Source organism: Chryseolinea serpens (assembly GCF_900129725.1).
Taxonomy (GTDB): Bacteria; Bacteroidota; Bacteroidia; order Cytophagales; family Cyclobacteriaceae; genus Chryseolinea; species Chryseolinea serpens.
Genome location: NZ_FQWQ01000001.1, coordinates 2,651,952 through 2,672,553, shown reverse-complemented (window position 1 = coordinate 2,672,553; position 20,602 = coordinate 2,651,952). Strand labels below are relative to the sequence as shown.

Sequence of the window (20,602 nt, the reverse complement as noted above, 5' to 3'; positions counted from 1 at the left end):
TGTTTTTAACTTGGCTTACTTCTAATCCTTAAAACTCACACCATGAAACGCAGAAATTTTCTCCGCAACGGTCTCACAGCAACAGCGTCTACGTTAGCCCTTGGGAACGCATTTGCCGGCGCCGACCGCGCTGCCGAAAAGCATAAAACCATCACGTCGCCAGCCGCCGAAAAAACATTCAGGCTTAACTATGCACCCCACGACGGCATGTTCGCCAACAGCGCGGGTAAGGATTTCCTGGACCAGATCCGCTTCATGTACGATCAGGGTTTCCGCGGCATCGAAGACAACGGCATGCTGAAACGCCCCAAAGAAGAACAGGAAAAGATCGGCGCGTTGCTGGCCAAGCTGGGCATGACCATGGGCGTGTTTGTGATCGACGGCGGCGAGAACTGGAAGACGTCGCTCACCACCGGCAAGCAGGAGCACAAAGACGTGTTCCTCAAAGCCTGTAAGGACAGCGTGGAGTTGGCCAAGCGCATCAACGCCAAGTGGGCCACCATCGTGCCCGGCTTTTTTGAACGCAACATTCCCATCGGCATCCAGACCGGCAACGTGATCGATGCTTTCCGCCGCGGCGCGGAGATCTGCGAACCGGCAGGTTTGATCATGGTGATGGAACCGCTGAGCGATACGCCCGACCTATTCCTGCGCGGCTCCGACCAAAGCTATGGCATCTGTCGCGCGGTGAACAGCCCTTCGTGCAAGATCCTTTTCGATATCTACCACATGCAGCGCAACGAGGGCAACCTCATTCCCAACATCGAAAAATGCTGGGACGAGATCGCCTATTTCCAGATCGGCGACAACCCCGGCCGGAAAGAACCCGGCTCGGGTGAAGTGCACTACAAGAACATCTTCAAATACATCCACGGCCGCGGCTACAAAGGCATCATGGGCATGGAACACGGCAACGCCAACCCCGGCAAAGAAGGCGAGCTCGCCCTCATCAAAGCCTACCGCGACAGCGACAGCTTTTAGATATTTCTTTGCGTCTCCTCTGCGCTCTTTGCGTCTTTCTGCGCTCGCCGAAGCTTTAGCGAAGCGGTTAAAATTTTCCACCGCAAAGAGCGCAAAGAAAGGCGCAAAGTTTTCTCCGTCGAATTCGAAACCCTTACCGCTGGTTTTAGTTAAATTGGGTATTTATTTAACGAAACCCTCATGAAGCGCATCTCCCTTGGCATAGCCCTCTTTCTTTTATATTTCTCCACTTCCGCCCAAATCCTTCAGAACATAAAAAATAAGGCCAAGAGCCTGAACACAAAAGAGAACCGCGAAAAGGTGGTGAACGCCGTGATGAGCGATATGGAAGCCGCTCGCTCCAAATTCGACTCCACCGATTTTGACTATGCCATCTTGTTGAGCGACAACTCGGGCTTGTTCGACGTGAAGGAAAAAGGAGAGAACGCCGCTCGTGTAACCACCCTGATGAGCTTCGGCACGTCATACGTTAAAAACAACGAGATGGCCGATGCCGACAAAGCCCGTTTCCAACTGGACATGGGCGAGATGTTTTATGCGAGCGCAAAATTTTCGATTGCCGAAAAAAGGTTTGCTTCTGCCAAGACCCTCTATGAACAAGGCAGTCTCACCGAAGACCTGGGCTACCTGAAGACACTCTCCAACCAAGGCCTGCTCTACGCCACCATGGGCCGCTTCACGCAAGCCGAAGATTTCACAAAAGATGCCCTCGAAAAACGCAAAGCCAAGTTCGGCGACAACAACATGAGTGTGGCTGCCTCGCTGAATAACTATGCCGTGTTGAAATACAACCTGGCCCGCTATAACGAATCGGAAAAGGATTTCCAGTCGGCCGTCGCGATCATCAAAGGGAAAGCGCTCACGGCAGACATGCCCTATGCTATCGTGTTGAACAACGAGGCCATGTTGTTTCAGGCCGTGGGGCGGTATGCCGAAGCGGAAGGCGAGTTGAAGGAGGCCATTGCGATAGCGGAGAAGTTGCAGAGCGCCAAATCTAAAAATCACCTGAAGTTCCTGTCCAACCTGGCGTTGCTGTATCAACAGATGGGTAAGTATCCCGAAGCCGAGGCCATCTACACCAGCATGGAGAAGCGTCTGGGTAAAAGCAACCCTGACTATGCCAGCATGTTGAACAACCAGGCGGCGCTCTACATGGTGATGGGCAAGGAAGATAAAGTGGAGGATCTTTTAAAGAAATCGGTGGCCATCTATAAATCGAGCTTCGGTGAAGAGAACCCTGCTTACGCCAAAGCCACCAGCGACCTGGGTAATTTTTATCGCTATAAGGCGCGCTACACCGACGCCGAACCCTTGTTGGAAAAGGCGTTGGCCATCCGCGAAACCACGCTTGGAAAAAATCATCCCCTGTTTGTACAGTCACAGGAAGACCTTGCCATCCTCGCGTGGAAGAAGAAGGCATGGGATCGCGCCTTCATGACCTACCGGGAAGTGATGGACAAATCGCTGGATTTTGTGAACAATTATTTCCCGCCGATGAGCGAAGCGGAGAAGACCAAATATTGGGATGTGCTCTCACCGCGTTTTCAGCGTTTCTATAATTTCGCCACCGAGGCAAGCCTCGAAAACCCGGCGGTAGTGCAGGATCTTTACGACTACCAGATTGCTACAAAAGCGTTGCTGTTGAATTCCACCAACAAAGTGAAGCAGGCGATACTCTCCAGCAAAGACGCCGCATTGATCAAAGATTACCTGACCTGGCTTGATCAAAAAGAAACGCTGGCCCGTCTGTATGCCTACAGCAAAGAGGAACTCAGCCTGCAAAAAATAAACCTCGACTCCATGCAACGGGCGGCCAATGCGATGGAGAAAAAATTATCGGAACGGTCCGCAGACTTCTCTGCCGGATACTCCGCGCAAAAGATGAGCTACAAACAAATCAAGAATCTGCTCACCGATACGGAGGCCGTGGTGGAGATCATCCGCGTCCAAAAATACGACCAGGCCTTCACGGCGGATTCCAAATACCTGGCCCTGGTGTTGACCAAAGCTTCCGAGATGCCCAAGCTGGTGGTGCTCGACAACGGCCAGCAATTGGACACGCGCTATGCCAAATTTTATCGCAACGCCATCCAACAACACGCTGCTGACGAATATTCCTACGACCAGTACTGGGCGCGGATAGAGCCAGCGTTGGCCGGCAAAAAAATGATCTACATCTCCCCCGACGGCAGTTTCAACCAGCTCAACCTGAACACGATGAAGAAGCCGGACGGCGATTATGTGATCAATCGCTATGACCTGGTGATCGTGGGCAACTCGAAAGACCTGATCGCCCTGAAAGCCCGCAAGCAAAAGACGATGAAGAAGAACGCCACGTTGTTGGGCTTTCCCGACTATGGCGGAACCTCGATCGCCGCCCTGCCCGGCACAAAAGTGGAGATCGATGGCATCACGAAGATCTTGAAAGCGAATACCTGGCAGATAAAAACGTTTACGCAAAAGACCGCCACCGAGTCCAATCTCAAATCCATCAAAGGTCCCGCGCTGATGCACATTGCCACACACGGCTATTTTCTCCAGGACGTGGAAAGCACCGGCTCCGCCTTTGGCGTGAACCTGGAGAATGCCAACAACAATCCGTTGCTGCGATCCGGACTCATGTTGGCTGGTGCCGCCACAACCGTGAGCGGCACGCGCATGCCCAACCTGGAAAGCAACGACAATGGTATCCTCACGGCCTATGAAGCGATGAATTTGAATCTTGAAGGCACCGATCTGATCGTGTTGAGCGCCTGCGAAACGGGATTGGGCGATGTGAAAAGCGGCGAAGGTGTTTATGGTTTGCAACGAGCTTTTCTCGTGGCAGGAGCGGACGCGCTGATTATGAGTTTGTGGAAAGTGGATGACGCGGCAACGCAGCAACTCATGACAAATTTTTACACGAACTGGATCAAATTGGGTAATAAGCAAAAGGCGTTCAAGCAGGCACAACTCCAGCTAATGACCAAATATAAGGAGCCCTATTATTGGGGCGCGTTTGTGATGATGGGATTATAGAATTAATAATTTTTGCTATTCATACCCCCAACCCTGGGGGTATGCTAACTCACGAAATCATTGAACATCTATGGCTGTCTATGCTAAGAATCTGTGAGTTGAGTGTTTAAATAGGTTTCATAAATAAAAAATCTACTCTTTCTATTGTATTCCCGGCATTGTCTCTACTTTTGTTTGCGTCACGGATAGCAGTTATTTGACAACCTAAGCGACACGAAGCGTTTCATTTTTTTTCGCAGCGTAAAATTCCCCCAGCGTAGAAGATGTGAGTTTTCGGGATAGGACCCGCGGTGTTATTTGAACGATTTTTTAACAAACCCCAATTATACATATGAAATCTATTGCTACAATTTTCTTTTGCTTGGTGATTTACACTCAAACCCAAGCCCAATGGTCAGGTAGTCCAAATGTAACGCAGGCTGGTTATGCCAGTATCGGCACCGCGGCAACCGATGCGAAGTTGACGGTGTCTTCACCAAACACAACAACTCCTGTACTTTCCCTGTCCGCAACGGGTACCGTAGCCAATTTACGAATGGGTGTTGAGACGAATTATGCGTGGATGCAATCCTATGGAGGCCTCCCCTTGCGCATCAATAATATTGGAAACGATGTCTATTTCAATTTAGGCGGCGGAAAGGTTGGAGTTGGCACGGCCAGCCCGGATGCGAAGTTCACGGTAACGGAATCAGCCCCCGGTGCAATCTTCTCTATGAATGCCAGTGGTGCCAATGCATATTTCAAAATGGGATTAGCCGCAGACTATGCCTGGTTGCAAAGCTATGGCCCGCGCCCGTTGCGGATCAATGATTCCGGAAACGACGTATTATTCAATGTGGGTGGCGGGAACGTTGGGATAGGAACGGCTACGACTGACGCGAAGCTCACGGTGAAAGGGGTCATTCATGCCCAAGAAGTAAAAGTCGATCTCAGCGTTCCGGGACCTGACTACGTTTTTGAAACCAATTATAAACTTCTTTCATTGGTTGATTTGAACAAGTATATCCAGGAGAACAAACACCTGCCGGAAATTCCTTCCGCAAAGGAGATGGAAGAGCAGGGTGTTAACGTGAGCGAAATGAATATGCTGTTACTCAAAAAGGTGGAAGAGTTGACATTGTACGTGATTGAACTCGAGAAAAAAGTCAGTGCTATGGAGAAGCAAGGAAAGTAGCCTATAGGTTGAAATTTTGTTAATGTTAGAGACTGTTTTTGGTTAACAATTAAACTTTTTTGATAATGAATGTAAAGCTATTGAGTGTGCCGAAACTCCGTTGGCTATGGGCGACGGGTTTCTTTTTTTTGTTCGTTAGCACGATCAGGGCGCAAAGTATTGAAGATGGTAACCGATACTTCTTCGAATGCGGTGGGACAACCGTGGAGTACTCGGTTACCGTCGACCGGCAGCAGGATATCGTCTGGACCGTCAATGGCGGGGTATTCCCAGATTATAGTAATTCGATACAAACCCAGTTGGCGACCACGGAAAGCTCTCCGGGGCAATACACGTCAAAAATCAAGGTAAAATGGAGTCCGTGGAGTAGTACAACGCAGGCAACCATTTCTGCAGCGGGCAACTTTCTAAGTAGTATCTCCAAAAATGTAGACATTGCGCATTTGAGTATTCCAATCGCTGCGTCACCGACCACCGTTCATTCCGGCAGCCCGGTAACCTTGACAGCGAGTCCTACAAGTGGCTATACCAACCCGGTTTATAACAGCTATACCTGGACGAGTAGCTCAAATGGCAACCTGGCGACTACCACCGGTTCTAGTGTCACAGCGAATCCTATCATACCTTTGAGCGGTAGTCCGACCACAGCCACGTTTACGGTCAAAATAAACTATACGGTCAATCTCTATGTCAACACGACCCTCGTAAGACAGGCAAAGTGTGATGATTCAAATTCATTAACGGTTCCCTTATCCGCGAGCGTGGTGACTGGAAATACCATTTGTTGCTCGCAGTGTATAGGAACGGGCACAGCTCCCGCTGGGCTGGATCAGAAGTCTGGTGTTTCCTTGGGCGGAGCCAGTCAATACCTCTATCAGTGGTACAGCAGCACGAACGGAACGACATTTACCCAAATTTTGGGTGCGATCAGTTCAGCGTATTCGCCGCCTGCCCTATCCCAAACCACGTGGTATGTGCGTGCCGTTAATCTGGGATCTTTTAGTAACATCGTAAAGATGGATGTTTATCCACAGAACCTTACGTGGGCATATTACTCCTTCAGTGCAAATGCTGATGTGAAGGCCATAAATAGCATTGTGATCACGGAGGATCAATTTGCTTCTACCGGAATCACGGGCAATTTTATCGCGGGAAATTCGATCGTGGTGCGCCCGACCGTCAGTGCCCGGATAACGCCAGGCATAAACCTTAAAATTGCATCGCCTTGCGCGCCGCCCGGTGGACGGGTAGGAGATGTCGAAGAAGTTGTGAAGGGTGACATGACGATCGTACCGGATACAACGGGGGCAGTTGTCAAATTGAACCCTTCCCAGGGGGCACCAACTTCCCAAGGTGCAATGTCCTATTACATTTATACGGACGACAATACCCAATATTTGTGGGCATATCCAAATCCCGTGAAAGACGTTTTAAAAGTCAAATACAGGGTGAAGGTAGAGGGTCCGGTAAAACTGGTGATTACCAATGAAAAAGGCTCTTTGATGACAACCTTGGTGGATCGCGCCAGTGTTCCTCAAGGCACGTATGAAACAAGCGTGAACATGGGACAGATGGGAACTGGAGTCTATCTATTCACGCTGATCGCGAATGGTAAAAAACAAACACAAAAAGTGGTCGTCCAATAGTGTCGAACCCGATAAAGAAGTGAGGAGATTGAAATAGCGGGAACAGGTAAGGTTTGAGATCAAGTAAATTTCTTTGTATGGAAAAATGTATCGGGACAGACCCGATACATTTTTTTTTGATTCACTTGAATCAGCCGAAAAAACCGATGTCAATGTAAAAGGTATTGTCCGGTTCCCAACGGGTATAATTTTCAGTTCATCTGAAAAGTCGCACTACTTCGCAATCGCATCCTTATTCACAATAAACACCGCCTTCAATTTCTCCACCCCATCCACCAGGCCGGAGCCATATTTTTGTTTGGTGAATTTTGGCGCCATGTCCCAGACCAGGTGCACGCGCAGCGGATCGTCGAGGACCTTCTCCACCTCGCTGCCCGTAACAATGTGTGCGGCATGCCCGGTGGTGGCCAGGAAAAAGAAAACATCTTTGGAGGCGTCGAATCCGTGGGCCTTGGCTTCCTTTGCAGAAAGGGCTTCTACTGTTTCCCCGTTCAGGCTCTCTACCGTCATGATGGCAATGCGCGGGCCGATATTGGTTTCCACCACGCGGATGGCATTGATGAGACTATCTTTTTGCGCATCGGAAATAACATGGGCTTCATCGAAGATGCGGCTGTCGATCGTGGCTTCTTTGCTTCCGCAGGCGATCATCCCGGCAAACAAGGCACAGGCAATAACAAAATGGAGGGCTCTCATGGCGTTGGGTTAGGTTGTATGGTCGTAGTTAATCTTTGAATACGTTTCCTTTTTTGTCGGAGGCCACCACATGGCGCAGGCCCGCGACGATGATCCGGTTTTGGGTGGCGTCTGTGAAGATCTTGCTGCCGTGACCGATGTTCATGTAGACCATGCGATATTTTGTGTTGGTCCACATCACAGGCGTGTCGCCGTCGTGGATGATGTCTTTCAGGCCTAAGGGGTAATTGTCGGCCGAGAGCGAAGCGAGGATCGTCACGTCTTTATTTTCGCGTGGACTGGGCTTCCATTGATACCACTCGTTGGTGGGTGCAATGTAGGATTCGGGGAGTCCTTTGGTGATGGGATGCGTGTGGTCTTCGATCACCAGCTTCGCGGGCATGGGGGGCCAGCTGTTGGTATAGAATACAGCCCCGCCAAGAAATTGCACGAACCAGGGCCAGTGTGTATCCTTATCGTTGTAGGCGGCCACGTGAAAGCCAAACCAGCCGCCGCCGTTTTCCATGTAGCGCGTAAAGGCGTTGCGTTGTTCCTGGTTGTGGGGAAAATCGTTCAGCATCATCACCACGGAATAGTCCCTCAGCTTCTGGTCGTTAAGGTCGCTCATATTGCTGGTGGTGTCGAACACAAAGCCGTTGCCCGCCGTGAGGTCTTTGAAGAAACGGACGGCATCACGAGCAAAGTCCACATGATCGCGCTCCACTTTGTTGGAGTAGAAGGCAAGCACTTTAAAACGCGGAAACTGCGCCACGGCCAGGTGACTGCCGGTCACGAGTACCAACAGGCACAGCACGCCTTTGAGATAAGGAAAATTCATAAGAGCCAAATTACAATCCGACACGTGCCGGGACAAGGTCGCCCGGCTTTTTTTGCTATAAGATGCACAAGATACTACAAAGAAACTTTGTGCCCTCCTTTGCGCCTTAGCGCCCCGGCGGTTTACCTTTATGAAAAAACGCCATGCCCATGAAACGCAAATCCCTCGGAACCTCTGCCGTAACCGTAACACCGATAGCCTTTGGCGCCTGGGCCATAGGCGGATGGATGTGGGGCGGTGCCGAAGACGCCGCAGCCTTGCGCGCCCTCAAAGCCTCCTTTGATGCGGGCATCACCACGATCGATACGGCTCCCATCTACGGCTTTGGTAAAAGTGAGGAATTGGTGGGCAAGGCCATGGCCGGCATCGCCCGCGACAAATACGAGATCCTCACCAAGTATGGCATGAACTGGAAAACCAACCAGGGCGAATTTTATTTCGATACGACCGACAACAGTGGCAAGCCTACAAAAGTATATAAATACTCCGCGAAGGCGGCCGTGATCGGCGAATGCGAAGACAGCCTTCGCCGTCTGAAAACCGACTATATCGATCTCTATCAAATCCATTGGGCCGACGCTACCACGCCCATATCCGAAACCATGGAAGCCGTGGCCACCCTCATCCAACAAGGGAAAGTGCGCGCTGCCGGTGTGTGTAACTATTCCGCTGCGCAGGTGGACGAAGGTTTGAAATCGGTGAACCTCGTTTCGAACCAGGTGCCCTATAGCCTTGTGAACCGCGGCATCGAAAAAGACCTCGTGCCCCAAGCCCTACAAAAAAAGTTGAGCATCATTCCCTACAGTCCGTTGCAACGCGGCTTGCTCACGGGCAAGATCAAGCCCGGTCATATTTTTGGTCCCGGCGATACACGCGAGAACAACAAGTTCTACAAAGATGAAAACATCGCCCGCGTGAACGCGATGTTGGAGACCTTGAAACCGATCGCCGAAAAACACAATGCCACCCTGACACAACTCATCATCAACTGGACGACGCGACAGCCCGCGATGGATTGCGTGCTCGTGGGCGCCCGCGATGAGAAGCAGGTAACGGATAATGTGAAAGCCCTGGCCTTTACGCTGACAGATGAAGAGTTGAAAGCGATCGGAAAAGCCTCCAAAGAACTGGTCTTGGTAGATTAAGCTCGAGAATGAACCGGTGGATCTTTCGACGCCGGGAGTTTTTAAACCCGGGTGCTCAAGAAAGTAACTGGAAAATTGGGTCAACCCTGCCGCTAGTGCAAAGACGTTGGAAAATACATGCGCGTAGAAAGCGACTTTCCGCCCGGTGATGTGTGGATAGTCCTGCTTGAATTTGGAAAGCAAGTTTGCAACAAAAGGCGCGACGCCTTCCGCTACACCACCTTGTTCATCGCCATGTATTCCTTGATATGCTGGATCGTCTCCGGCACGTCTTTGCTGACCAGCACGTTGTAGCTGCCGATATTTTTGAAAAAACGGATGGTGATCTCATCCTGGTTCAGCAAAATGATCTTCTTCTTCGACTTCAACGCCAGCGCTACTTCCGAAGCGGTGCCTGCAGCCATGCCCAACACCACCATGACATGGCACGACAACACACTGATGTAGTTGCGGCCGCTGCCCATGCTGGTAACGATCTTTATTTGCGCATGATCGGAAGAACCCTTCTCGTTTTCGCCGGGCAGGATGCCAATGGTGAGACCGCCGCCTTCCGTGGCGCCTTTTAGCGCGGCATCCATAATGCCAAAGCTCCGGCCGCCGGTGAGGGTGATCCATCCCTGTTTGGCGATGGCTTTGCCCAGGTCGAAGGCCATGATATTTTCGTCGGGCGTGGCATTCTCGCCAGGACCCAGGACACCGATTATTACTTTTGAGGGAGACATAAGAGGCTTTATTCTAAGCAGTGCAATTTAAAGGCAGGCGCCCAGAGTGCCAAAAAAATCAACGGGTCATTCGTCAAATTCGTGGAGACAATCGCAACACCGGAAGATTTTTTCGTGGGGAAAGAATACGCCAAAAAAAAGCGCGGTTAAGACCGACCCTATTTTCAGGTTGTAACGCTGCGGGAAGTCACGCACGATATTTTTGGAAAGGCACCGCGGGCAGGCATAGCTGCCGTCGTACACCAGCAAGTTCTTTTCGTCCAGGATTTGCCCGGCGCGCTCCGCGTCATTTGCAAAAATATGGAGGCGTACACTAAAGATCATCAGGTTGTTCGCACCTGGGTAGAGGTTGGCCATGTTCTCTTCGGTAAGAAAGCACGGAATGCCATAGGCATCGAGCTTCGCCTTGACAATGTTGGCGTCGATGGCGCTGTCGAACTGTTTAAATACGATGATATCGTCAGGGTCGGGCATCATTCAATTTTATTAGCTTCACCACATAGCCGCCGCCGGGCGCCATGTTGATGGTGAGTTTTGAGTGCTTATCCACCAGGGCGTATCCCATGCGGTAGTCCTCACTGTTTTTGGTGGCATTCGGGCCGTCCTCACACGTAAACGCGCGATAACTGCCGTTGTTCAAGAACGAAAGGTCGATGGTTATCGTTCGCGGCGTCCAATCGGTCATGGCCGCCAGGTACCAGTCGTTGTCTTTTCGCCGCGCCACCACCAGGTAGTCGCCCACCTTCGCGTCGGGCACGACCGTGTCGTCCCATGTTGTCGGTAGCGAGGCAAGGTAGGTCGTGTAGGCAATCTCAGGCCAGGCGTCGGAGGGATTGCCGGAGAAAATTTGCATCGGGCTGTCATAGGCCACAAACATCGCCAACTGGTGACACCGCGTGCCTTGCGACATCACCATGTCGCGCAAGGGGCGGAACGTTTCCCGGTTGGCATTTTTATAGAACCCTGGCTCGTAATCCATCGGCCCGCCCACCATGCGGATAAACGGAATGAGCAGGTCGTGTTCCGGTGTTGCCTTTTCGCTCCAGATGTTGTATTCCGAACCCAACACGGCTTCCCGCGAAATGGCGTTGGGATAGGTGCGCTCGAAACCCGCGCCCTTGAAAGCGCCATGAAACATGATCATGATCTTGTGCCGCGCCGCCGCCTCGGCCATGCGTTGATAGAAGGCCACGGTCTTTTGGTCGTCGCGATCCATGAAGTCGGTGAGGATCAATTTTACATCCAGTGCTTCGAACATCGCCATGGCCTCGTCAAGTTGGCGGTCGAGGGTCATGGCCAGCGTCCACAGCATGATGTGGATATTTTTTGTCTTGGCATAGGCGGCGACGTCTTTCAAGTCGAGACCCGGTGTGATCTTGAGCAGATCGTTGTTGTCGGACCAGCCGGCATCCAGCATCACATATTGCATCCCAAACCGGCTCGCGAAATCGATGTAATGTTTATACGTGGCTGTGTTGATACCCGTTTTGAAATCCACACCGCGCAAATTCGCGCCGCAGATCCACTCATCCGTACCGATCCCGGGCGTCACCCACGACCAGTCCGTTTGCTTTGCCGGCGTGGCCAGGCGATAGGGCATGTCGTTCAGCAACAGGTCGCCGTCTTTTTCGGCCAGGCCGATAATGCGCCAGGGAAATGAACGCATGCCTTGTGTTTTGGCAATATAGTTTTTGCGCGCCGTCACGATCCACTGTCTGAACTCGCCATCCTGAATCTCTTCCTTAGCGGGATAGGGAGCAAATTCGCCGTGCAAACTATTGCGCTGTGTGCCCCGCACAAACATGCCCGGATAGTCCAACAGATCCGACTCGGTGACGACGACCTTGCGTGTACCTTCGTCGACCAACACCGGGTTGAAAGCTAATTGCTCGCGTTTGAATTGTGACAGCGGTTGAACGGTGTAGGGTTCTTCAAAACTGGTATGGAAAATATCGACCTTATCGCGTTTTTGAACCAGGGGCAAATAGCCCGTGGCATCTCCCGGGAAACGGAACGTGGCAATTTCTTTTTCCACGATCAATGAATCTTTGAAGACGGTGGTGAACCGGTAAGCCACACCGTCGTCGTAGGCACGGAAAACCAGGCTAAAATTTTCACGGAATGAAAGCGTGAGTTCCCGGTAGTGATCGGGAATGTTTCTTCGTTTGATGGGCACGGCATTCACGATGGTGTCTTGCACTTGCCGCGTGGTTTGTTTTGTCACGTGGCTGTTAATGCCCAATGCTTTCTGTGAAGTGATGAGCGCAATGGGTGAGGGGGTGACTGCGGGGGCTCCTTTCACCGCTACGGAATAATAAACCGAATCGGCCACGCGCACCGTCAGCGTAATGGCCCCGGCGGGAGAGGTGAGCGTATAATTTTTCTGAGCGACGGCCGTCGCCGAAAGCGCGATAAAGAGAAAGAAAATCCCTGTTGGCCTGCACGCCACAAATACACATCTTTGCATCCAACAAGATAATGAAAAGCTGCAGATGAAACGACTCATTGTTGATATGGACGATGTTATTGCCGATGCCACCGGTCAGATCCTCCACTATTACGAACAGGAATTTGGTGTGCGTGTGCCCCGCGAAAGCCTCAATAACAAAGAAGAACTGGAAGGCTTTCCCGACCACCACGAAAAGATCCAACAATTTCTCTACCGCGAAAACTTCTTTCGCACCATGACCCCCCACGTCGACAGCCGCGAAGTGATGGCCGAGCTAAACAAGAAATATGAATTGTTCATCGTTTCGGCCGCGATGGAATTTCCACAGTCGCTTCCCGAAAAGTTGGCGTGGCTGAACGAGCATTTCTCGTTCCTCACCTGGAAGCAAATTGTTTTCTGTGGCAGCAAAGCGGTCGTGCACGGCGACTATATGATCGACGACCTTCCCCACAACCTGGAACGGTTCAACGGCGAAAAATTTATCTACACCGCACCCCACAACATGCACATCCACCTGTACAACCGGTTGAACAGCTGGAAGGAAGTGGGCGACAGGTTGCTTTAGGTTGGTTGCTTAATCCAGTTTGACCGAGGTCATGGAAATGGACCCCATCGTAGTCTTGTCGTTAAAGAACGACAGGGCATCGTGTTTATCTTTTACTCCCAGTGTGTAGAGCAAAGGCAGGTAATGGTCCGGGGTGGGAATGGACAATGCCGCGGCCTTACCCAGGTCCTGAAAGTTGATGAGCGCCTGGTGATTGTTCTCCAAAATCAGTCGCTTGAAGGTCGCGTTCATTTCATCGGCCCAGTCGTAGCCGCCATCGGGTTTGTTCCAGTCGAGGATGCGCAGGTTGTGCACCATGTTGCCACTGCCGATGATGAGCACGCCTTTTTTGCGCAGTGCGGCAAGCTCCATGGCCAGGTCATAATGGTATTGTGCACTTTTGTTATAATCGATGCTCAATTGCAGCACGGGTAGGTTGGCCTCCGGATACATGTTCTTCACCACCGACCAACTGCCGTGGTCCAGACCCCAATCGTGGTCCAGTTGAACTTTCGTTTTCTTGATCAGGGCAGCGGTCTCTTCCGCCAGTTTAGGATGGCCGGGTGCAGGGTATTGCACTTCGAATAAGGCTTGGGGGAAACCACCAAAGTCGTGGATGGTCTGCGGTTGTGCCATGGCCGTGATGGCCGTGCCACGCGTGAGCCAGTGTGCCGAGATGACGAGCACTGCTTGCGGCGTCGGGATTTCTTTTCCCATGGCCGCCCAGCGTTGGCTGAAAGCATTGTCTTCGATGCCGTTCATCGGACTGCCGTGTCCAATAAAAAGGGCCGGCATCTTCCGGTCCTGAACGGGTAAGGTATCGCTAAAATTTTTGAGGTCCGTTAAAGCATTCATAGCAGCAATAGGCGTGAGGGAAGATAGAAGAAACTCCCTTCGGTTCATGTTCACAACGTGATAAGTTTTTTTAGAGAAAATACGATCACATCAACAAGCTCCACCCTTCGATAAACCCCTCTCAACCCTGAAGGGGGAGATTGTGTGATGTGAATTTTTTTAGGGCAATGTGCTGCTTACGCTTTCACGAACTCGGCCAGCACTTCGATTTTCACGTCGTCACCTACTACGATGCCGCCGGTTTCGGTGAGCGCGCTCCAGTTCAAACCGAATTCTTTACGGTTGATCTTGCCCGTGATCTCAAAGGCAGCCACATCGAAGCTACCGCCAAAGCCTTTCACCGTGCCGTTATATTCTGCCGCCAAAGCCACTTCTTTCGTGGTGCCGCGGACGGTCAGGTCGCCGTTCAATTCGTAGTTGTTGCCGGATTTCTTTTTGAATGATTTCGATACAAAGGTGATCGCCGGGTGGTTGGCAGCGTCAAAGAAATCAGCCGATTTCAAGTGACCGTCGCGCTGACCGTTTTTCGTATCGATGCTGTCTACAATAGCTTCGAACGTTACTTTGGCGTCGGTAAAATCTTCCTTGTTGCTGTCCACAGTGGCAGAAAAGGTGTTGAAGTTTCCAGAGATGGTGGATACCACTAAGTGTTTCACTTTGAATTTCACTTCGGAGTGGTTGGGATCAAGTTTCCAGGTCGACATAATAAAAGTGTTTAAGAGTTAATAGATTCGTTTTTGTTTATATGTTGTCAAAGCGACAGTTGTCTATACAACAAATGTATAGTTCAGAAGTTCACGACCCTCGAACATTTTTAATTTATTTTTGAATTCTGCGTTTTTAGGCTCCCAAGGCCATTTTTTATATCTTTCCAGCCCCACCGCTAAATCCAGGACCATGCGCTATCCGCTTCTCTCTATTATTATAATGCTTTTGGTCGCCCCGGCTGTGGGGCAGGTGATCACCCAGACCCAGCAAAAGGCCCTGAATGCTTATGTGGACTATGCCAACCAATCGGCGGAGGAGGTAACGGCGGTCGTGAAAAGCATTATGAACTATTACCCGGAGGTTCACCGCGAAAAAAGATTCTCGGCCCCGCGCTACGTTTGCCCAATCCAATTGGAGGATTATTATCTGAAAACAGCCCGGGATCTCACCAAATTCATTCCACCCACCCATGCCAACATCATCCTTCCCCGGTTGAATGCCCTGCGCGAGGCATCCGAAAAAATCGATGCGAAATGCAAGGAACTGGACACGTATCACAAGTTGGAGGACTACAAGCAGGATAATTTTGAAAAAGCAAATCAGATCATCGGGGAATTGCAGGGCCTGGTGGGAGAGTATGTGAAGAAGCAAAACGACCTCGCCTCGGGCCTTGTGGAGCGGTACAGATCACTCAATCGCTATGTGGCGACCAATCCCTATCATAAAACGGATCTGATGATGCTCCAACAGATCGCCCGGGAAAAGTCTTTCATCGACGCCTGGACCTTCAACCTGGATGAATCCGTGCATTCCGGCTGGCCCGTAGACAAACTGGAGAAGAGTATTGCCGACACCGATGCCCAACTCAAAATATTCAGCGCCTACAAACCGGCTTTGAAATATCCCGCCTCCAGTATGTACCCGTCTTTCCAGGAAGCGATGGGCGACATGCTGGAAGTGAAACGCAACGGATTGGACGGCTATAATTTTGAAGCAAAGAAATCGGATCGTCACAGCAACCAGGTGTACCTCGACCTGATCAACTACTACAACGGTGTGCTGGTGTCGAACTACAATACGTTTATGGACTTTGCCGCGGGAGACTACAACGGTCTGAAGGCTTTCAAATATGTGCCGGCGTTTGGCATCCGCGAGGACCCGAAATCAGACGGCGTCAGTGTAAAGCCGTTCGACGACATCAAGCATACCAACCTTGTCGCTCCAAAACAAAAGGTTGCCATCGGCAAGCCGGCGTTTGATGCACTGAACAACTACATCGATTTTATAAACGAAGGCGAACGCCAATTGCGTTACATCCAGATGGTGTTGCGAAATTTAAATTCAAGCGCAGCCTACTATGAGACACTCGATTCGTTTAGCGGCCACGGCGGCTTGTCGTATGACTACAAAGATTACCAGGTGCCGTTGTCACTGTTTCAAAAGACGGTTTCCGAAAGCGACGCCCTCCCCGCAAACTTTGCAAAACTGTTGAACGACCAGGCCGCGGTGTTGCTCAGCATCCTGAAAGAAATGGACCAGCAAAGCGCCTCAATGCAAGTGGACGTCTCCGAAAAACAATATGAGAAGGATCACCTCAAACACATCTTCAGCATCCTCGACAGAAATAAAACCCTGTTCGATATTTTCGACGCCCGGAAAGAGCAGCTGTATAATGACGTGCGCGGTGTCTACGAATCCTATCCGCCGGCCGACCCCGCAAGTTCGTGGTACGTTTCCGGCCAGGCGCTGCAAAGCCTCATCGACGCCGACCACGAGCAGTTGTTCAAAGCCAGGGGCCGCTACAAAGGCGACACCACCGCCCACATCACCACCGCCAAGATCGACCAGCAATTGCGCGACGTGCTCGCCAAGGAATATGCCAACATGAAAGGCATCGAGAAATACGGACGCAACAACGGTCTTTGCCCATACACGCCCTACGAGGACATGCCCCAATCCTCGAAATCGCTCAGCGAACAACTCACCAAGTTCGCGCCACCCAAAGGCGGTAACTCCGAACACCCTTATCACGGCATGGTGTATCACTACAACGACGCCATCGACGACCTCAACAAATTCAGCGAACTCTCCAAAGGAATTTTCTTGTTGCGCAGCGTCAAGCAACCGGAACTTTTCGAAGTGACACACGGCGAGAAAAAAGCGGAAAACAAAACGGCCGATGCCAATGGAGCGACTGCGGCGGGTACTGTTGCAGTCGGGAAAAGTAATCCACCCGCCACTCCGCCCCCTTCCACCACCAATACAGCAGCAGCCAAAACCAAGGTCGCCCCACTCAAAACCAAGGTGCTGCACGACACGATCTACATCGAGAAGCGCGACACCATCTATATGGGCGCGCCGGGGGAGAACCTGCGTTCGATGGAAGGCTATGCGTCCAACAACATGATCCTGCTGCTGGACGTCTCGGGTTCCATGAACACACCGGAAAAACTCCCGTTGCTAAAGGCATCGGTGCTCGACCTGCTTTCGATGATGCGCCAGGAAGACGAGGTGTCCATCATCACTTTTTCGGGCAAGCCCAAAGTATTGTTGGAGGGCGCCTCGTTCAAGGAAGATGAGAAGATCAAAAAAGCCATCAACGACCTGAAATCAGCCGGCAAGACCGACGGGAACGCCGGGGTGAAGCTGGCCTATAAAGTGGCCGACAGCAACTACATCCGTGGCGGCAACAACCGGATCATCCTGGCCACAGATGGCGAATTCGCGCTCAGCGAGGAATCGCTCCAACTGATCGAGAAGTTTTCCAGGGAAGATATCTTTCTCTCGGTTTTCAACTTTGGGAAAGGCATGGGAGCGTCCAAAAGCCTGGAACGCTTTGCCGCCCTGGGCAAAGGCAACTATGAATCCATCTCCAAAGAAAACGTAGACTATAAACTCATCCGCGAAGCCAAATCCAAGCGAAAGAAGTAGCTTTTGTGCGCGCTTGCCCGCCGAAGCTTTAGCCAAGGTGGGGCGGGTCTTAAAAGTTTTTCCGAAACCGTTGTAACATCCCCCAAACCTCACCGTCTTGTATTTGAATTTGACCGAATGAACATCGAAGCTTTTCAAAACCGGGTATTACCTGCAAAAAACAAGCTTTTTCGCTTCGCCCTCCGCTTTTTAGGCAACGAGGAAGAGGCCAAGGACGTGGTGCAGGAAGTCTTTATCCGGGTGTGGAATGGTCGCGAGCAGATGAACGAAGTGCAGAATTGGGAGGCGTGGTGCATGCGCATCACAAAAAACCTCTCCCTCGACCGCATCCGCACCCTGGCCCGCAAACAGACCCACCCCCTGGAAACCGGCTACGATGTCCGTCAGGAAACTTTGTCACCCCATGAATCAACCGAAATACAGGAGAGCATGAATCGGGTAAATCAATTTATAGCGGCACTGCCCGAGAAGCAGCGCCAAGTGATACACCTCCGCGATGTGGAAGGGTATAGCTACAACGAGATCTGTGAGATCCTGGAACTGGACATGAACCAGGTGAAAGTGAACCTGTTCAGAGCACGGAACGCCGTGCGTGAAAAATTGATGAAGATAAACGCGTATGGACTCTAAAAAAATAGAAGCACTGCTCCAAAAGTACTGGAACTGCGAGACCACGCTCGAAGAAGAGCAACAGCTGCGCCAGTATTTCCAGCACGAGGCCATCCCCGAACCCTGGAAAGAAACGGCAGCCCTGTTCCGCTACTTCGAGGAGAACAAAAAAAAATCCCTCAACGACGTAGCATTCGATAGCCGGGTGATGACCACCGTGCAAACCTCAAAACGCAGCAAAATGGTGAAGTTCTTTTACAACACCATGCGCATCGCCGCCGGCGTCACGGTCCTGCTCACCGCCACCTGGTTCATCCGCAACGAAGTGCGCAAAACCACACCCCAGGAAATGGTCGACACCTATGATGATCCGAAGCTGGCCTTCGAAGAAACCAAAAAGGCATTGCTCATGATCTCGAAGGGTTTTGGAACCGCCGAAACGCAGACCCGGAAAATAAATATGTTCAACGAAGCTCAGGAAGAAATCAAAAAGAAAGATACGAAGCTATAGCGCAGGGCCCTGCGCCAATACTTCAAACGAAAGCAGAAAAAAGAAAAACAATCGCAGTTAAAAGGATCAGTAAACAAGGAAATTCAAGATACTATGAAAAAGATAATCGCAGCAGTGGTTTTGATGTTGGTAGCGACAGGTGGATTTGCACAGGATGCCATATCGAAATTCTTTAGTAAATACCAGGCCGACGAATCGTTCAGCCAGGTGACCGTGTCCAGCAAAATGTTCGGCCTCTTCACCAACATGGAGGCAGACACGCCGGAAGATAAGGAAGTGCTGAATGCCATCAGCAAATTGAAAGGCCTGCGCATCCTGGCCAAAGAAGATGCCCGCAACGCCCGCGAACTCTACAAGGAAGCCTTCACCCTCATCCCCATGAAGGACTACGAAGAACTCCTGTCGGTTCGCGACAAAGACAAAGACATGAAATTCCTCATCAAGGAATCGGGCGGAAAGATCTCGGAACTGATCATGATCATGGGCGGCACAAAAGATTTCATGGTGATGACGCTCTTCGGCGAGATAGACTTGAAACAAGTTTCCCGCATCGGCAAAAAGATGAACGTGGAAGGCTTGGAAAAACTGGAGAAAATGAATCAGCCCGACAAATCGGATAAGCAACCCGAAAAGAAGAATTGACTCTAAAATATCAATGTCCGGCCGAGGCTTGATGCAACGGCCGGACCTTGATATGCATCTGTCAGGTAGATCAAACCCTACACGCCCATGAAAACATTCATAGCCTCCATCATCCTGACCGCTCTCATCAGCACCAGCCTGGCGCAAAGCACCAGCTTCACCACCTTCCGCGAAAAATTTATCGGTGAAGAAGACGTTCACCATTTTAGTGTCAACGGATTTTTTACCCGCATGATCCTACGCATGGCCACCGAAGACGAATTTAACAAGGCGGTGAAGGAAGTAAAGAACATCCGGCTGGTCACGGTGCCCAAAGCTGCATTCGAAAAACAAAAAGTGACGGTCGATGGCTTCAAACATGAGTTGAGGAAAGACGCGTTCGAAGAATTGGCCCATGCCAAGGAACACGGCAAAAATATTACCCTGTATATTCAGTCAACCTTAAAGCACGACAACCGTTACATGGTATTGATAGATGAGCCGTACGTCGTGACACTCGTCGAATTCAGAGGCAAAGTTGATCCTGATGTGTTGTTAAAAAACGGACCGCTCTCGTTTAATAAACCCCAATAATAATTACACCTATGCGCCAGAAGTTTGTAGCCGGTTTGGTTTTCGCAATGACACTGTCTGTGGCCTCCCTCTATGGTCAAACCAAGACCACCGAAGCACTACACAAGCAAAACCAGGAGGTGTTCTCGGCGTTCTTTTACAATAACACCTTGCGCATGCTCAATCAAAACGACGACAAGGATTTTGATGCCCTCATCAAGGACATCGAGAAGATGAAATTTCTCATGGTCCCGAAGAGCGCCAACTTCGGCGCAGCGCAATACAAAAAACTGGTTGCCAACTACAAGGCCGAGTCGTTCGAAGAGATCATGACCAGCCGGTACCAGGGAAGGAACTTCGATATTTTCCTCAAAGAGCAAAGCGGCAAAACGCAAGGCATGATCGTTACGGTAAACGACTCCACCAATCTCTTTGTGCTCGATATCGTGGGCAGCATCGCCCTCGACAAAGTTACATCGCTGTTCAAGCGGGTGAATGAGAGTGCAGACGTTGGAAAGATGATCATGAACTTCACGAAAAAGGATTAACTTTCTTGTAATCCAACTTTCACCTCGCCGACTTATTCATCAAATCTCGTCATC

The 20,602-nt window shown here is 50.9% G+C and carries 19 protein-coding genes; 12 read left to right on the top strand and 7 right to left on the bottom strand.

The genetic code is table 11. The annotated features are described in order from the left end of the window. Window positions 1–42: 42 nt before the first annotated feature. The 4 genes from BUB30_RS10675 to BUB30_RS34560 all read left to right on the top strand — a co-directional run bounded on the left by BUB30_RS10675 (window position 43) and on the right by BUB30_RS34560 (window position 6,819). On the top strand, window positions 43–981 hold the full coding sequence (locus BUB30_RS10675; RefSeq protein ID WP_073133479.1) for a hydroxypyruvate isomerase family protein: 939 nt from the start codon (window positions 43–45) through the stop codon (window positions 979–981). 180 nt (window positions 982–1,161) lie between these two features. Continuing rightward, window positions 1,162–3,999, top strand: a complete 2,838-nt coding sequence (locus tag BUB30_RS10670; RefSeq protein WP_073133477.1) for a CHAT domain-containing protein — start codon at window positions 1,162–1,164, stop codon at window positions 3,997–3,999. A gap of 331 nt (window positions 4,000–4,330) precedes the next feature. Next, a complete protein-coding gene (locus BUB30_RS10665) occupies window positions 4,331–5,173 on the top strand; it encodes a tail fiber protein (RefSeq protein ID WP_143164854.1) in 843 nt (280 codons plus the stop codon). 65 nt (window positions 5,174–5,238) lie between these two features. Then, on the top strand, window positions 5,239–6,819 hold the full coding sequence (locus BUB30_RS34560) for a T9SS type A sorting domain-containing protein (RefSeq protein ID WP_084138016.1): 1,581 nt from the start codon (window positions 5,239–5,241) through the stop codon (window positions 6,817–6,819). Window positions 6,820–7,032: 213 nt separating this feature from the next. On the opposite strand, the gene BUB30_RS10655 is transcribed toward BUB30_RS34560, so the two are convergent. Both BUB30_RS10655 and BUB30_RS10650 read right to left on the bottom strand, forming a co-directional pair. Next, entirely contained in the window at window positions 7,033–7,515 is a 483-nt protein-coding gene (locus tag BUB30_RS10655) for a TPM domain-containing protein (RefSeq protein ID WP_084138015.1), read from the bottom strand. 28 nt (window positions 7,516–7,543) lie between these two features. Next, a complete protein-coding gene (locus tag BUB30_RS10650) occupies window positions 7,544–8,332 on the bottom strand; it encodes a ThuA domain-containing protein (protein ID WP_073133469.1) in 789 nt (262 codons plus the stop codon). 149 nt (window positions 8,333–8,481) lie between these two features. Here BUB30_RS10650 and BUB30_RS10645 point away from each other — a divergent pair, with 149 nt between their 5' ends. After that, window positions 8,482–9,477 carry an aldo/keto reductase gene (locus BUB30_RS10645; RefSeq protein ID WP_073135053.1) on the top strand — a complete coding sequence of 332 codons (996 nt, stop codon included), beginning with the start codon at window positions 8,482–8,484 and terminating at the stop codon, window positions 9,475–9,477. A 212-nt stretch (window positions 9,478–9,689) separates the two neighbouring features. Here BUB30_RS10645 and BUB30_RS10640 read toward each other — a convergent pair whose 3' ends face one another. The 3 genes from BUB30_RS10640 to BUB30_RS10630 all read right to left on the bottom strand — a co-directional run bounded on the left by BUB30_RS10640 (window position 9,690) and on the right by BUB30_RS10630 (window position 12,666). Further along, window positions 9,690–10,199: an SLOG cluster 4 domain-containing protein gene (locus BUB30_RS10640; protein WP_073133467.1), complete on the bottom strand. Its 510-nt coding sequence runs from the start codon at window positions 10,197–10,199 to the stop codon at window positions 9,690–9,692. Window positions 10,200–10,265: 66 nt separating this feature from the next. After that, entirely contained in the window at window positions 10,266–10,676 is a 411-nt protein-coding gene (locus tag BUB30_RS10635) for a putative signal transducing protein (protein ID WP_084138014.1), read from the bottom strand. Further along, window positions 10,660–12,666: a glycoside hydrolase family 97 protein gene (locus BUB30_RS10630; protein WP_073133463.1), complete on the bottom strand. Its 2,007-nt coding sequence runs from the start codon at window positions 12,664–12,666 to the stop codon at window positions 10,660–10,662. Before BUB30_RS10630 ends, BUB30_RS10635 begins: the two co-directional genes overlap by 17 nt. A gap of 25 nt (window positions 12,667–12,691) precedes the next feature. Here BUB30_RS10630 and BUB30_RS10625 point away from each other — a divergent pair, with 25 nt between their 5' ends. After that, window positions 12,692–13,213 (top strand): 5' nucleotidase, NT5C type, encoded by a 522-nt coding sequence (locus BUB30_RS10625; protein ID WP_073133461.1) that lies wholly within the window; start codon window positions 12,692–12,694, stop codon window positions 13,211–13,213. 9 nt (window positions 13,214–13,222) lie between these two features. On the opposite strand, the gene ygiD is transcribed toward BUB30_RS10625, so the two are convergent. Both ygiD and BUB30_RS10615 read right to left on the bottom strand, forming a co-directional pair. Then, window positions 13,223–14,047 carry a 4,5-DOPA-extradiol-dioxygenase gene (gene ygiD / locus BUB30_RS10620; RefSeq protein WP_073133460.1) on the bottom strand — a complete coding sequence of 275 codons (825 nt, stop codon included), beginning with the start codon at window positions 14,045–14,047 and terminating at the stop codon, window positions 13,223–13,225. Between the two features lie 176 nt (window positions 14,048–14,223). Further along, on the bottom strand, window positions 14,224–14,751 hold the full coding sequence (locus BUB30_RS10615; RefSeq protein WP_073133458.1) for a YceI family protein: 528 nt from the start codon (window positions 14,749–14,751) through the stop codon (window positions 14,224–14,226). A 193-nt stretch (window positions 14,752–14,944) separates the two neighbouring features. Here BUB30_RS10615 and BUB30_RS10610 point away from each other — a divergent pair, with 193 nt between their 5' ends. The 6 genes from BUB30_RS10610 to BUB30_RS10585 all read left to right on the top strand — a co-directional run bounded on the left by BUB30_RS10610 (window position 14,945) and on the right by BUB30_RS10585 (window position 20,548). Beyond that, window positions 14,945–17,686, top strand: a complete 2,742-nt coding sequence (locus tag BUB30_RS10610) for a vWA domain-containing protein (protein WP_073133456.1) — start codon at window positions 14,945–14,947, stop codon at window positions 17,684–17,686. 117 nt (window positions 17,687–17,803) lie between these two features. Then, the gene (locus tag BUB30_RS10605) at window positions 17,804–18,316 is read left to right on the top strand and encodes an RNA polymerase sigma factor (protein WP_073133454.1); all 513 of its coding nucleotides are present in this window, start codon (window positions 17,804–17,806) and stop codon (window positions 18,314–18,316) included. Beyond that, window positions 18,306–18,806 (top strand): hypothetical protein, encoded by a 501-nt coding sequence (locus tag BUB30_RS10600; RefSeq protein WP_073133452.1) that lies wholly within the window; start codon window positions 18,306–18,308, stop codon window positions 18,804–18,806. Before BUB30_RS10605 ends, BUB30_RS10600 begins: the two co-directional genes overlap by 11 nt. Window positions 18,807–18,899: 93 nt before the next feature. After that, on the top strand, window positions 18,900–19,448 hold the full coding sequence (locus BUB30_RS10595; protein ID WP_073133450.1) for a DUF4252 domain-containing protein: 549 nt from the start codon (window positions 18,900–18,902) through the stop codon (window positions 19,446–19,448). 87 nt (window positions 19,449–19,535) lie between these two features. Next, on the top strand, window positions 19,536–20,021 hold the full coding sequence (locus tag BUB30_RS10590) for a DUF4252 domain-containing protein (RefSeq protein WP_073133448.1): 486 nt from the start codon (window positions 19,536–19,538) through the stop codon (window positions 20,019–20,021). An 11-nt stretch (window positions 20,022–20,032) separates the two neighbouring features. Beyond that, window positions 20,033–20,548: a DUF4252 domain-containing protein gene (locus tag BUB30_RS10585; RefSeq protein WP_073133446.1), complete on the top strand. Its 516-nt coding sequence runs from the start codon at window positions 20,033–20,035 to the stop codon at window positions 20,546–20,548. Window positions 20,549–20,602 lie beyond the last annotated feature (54 nt).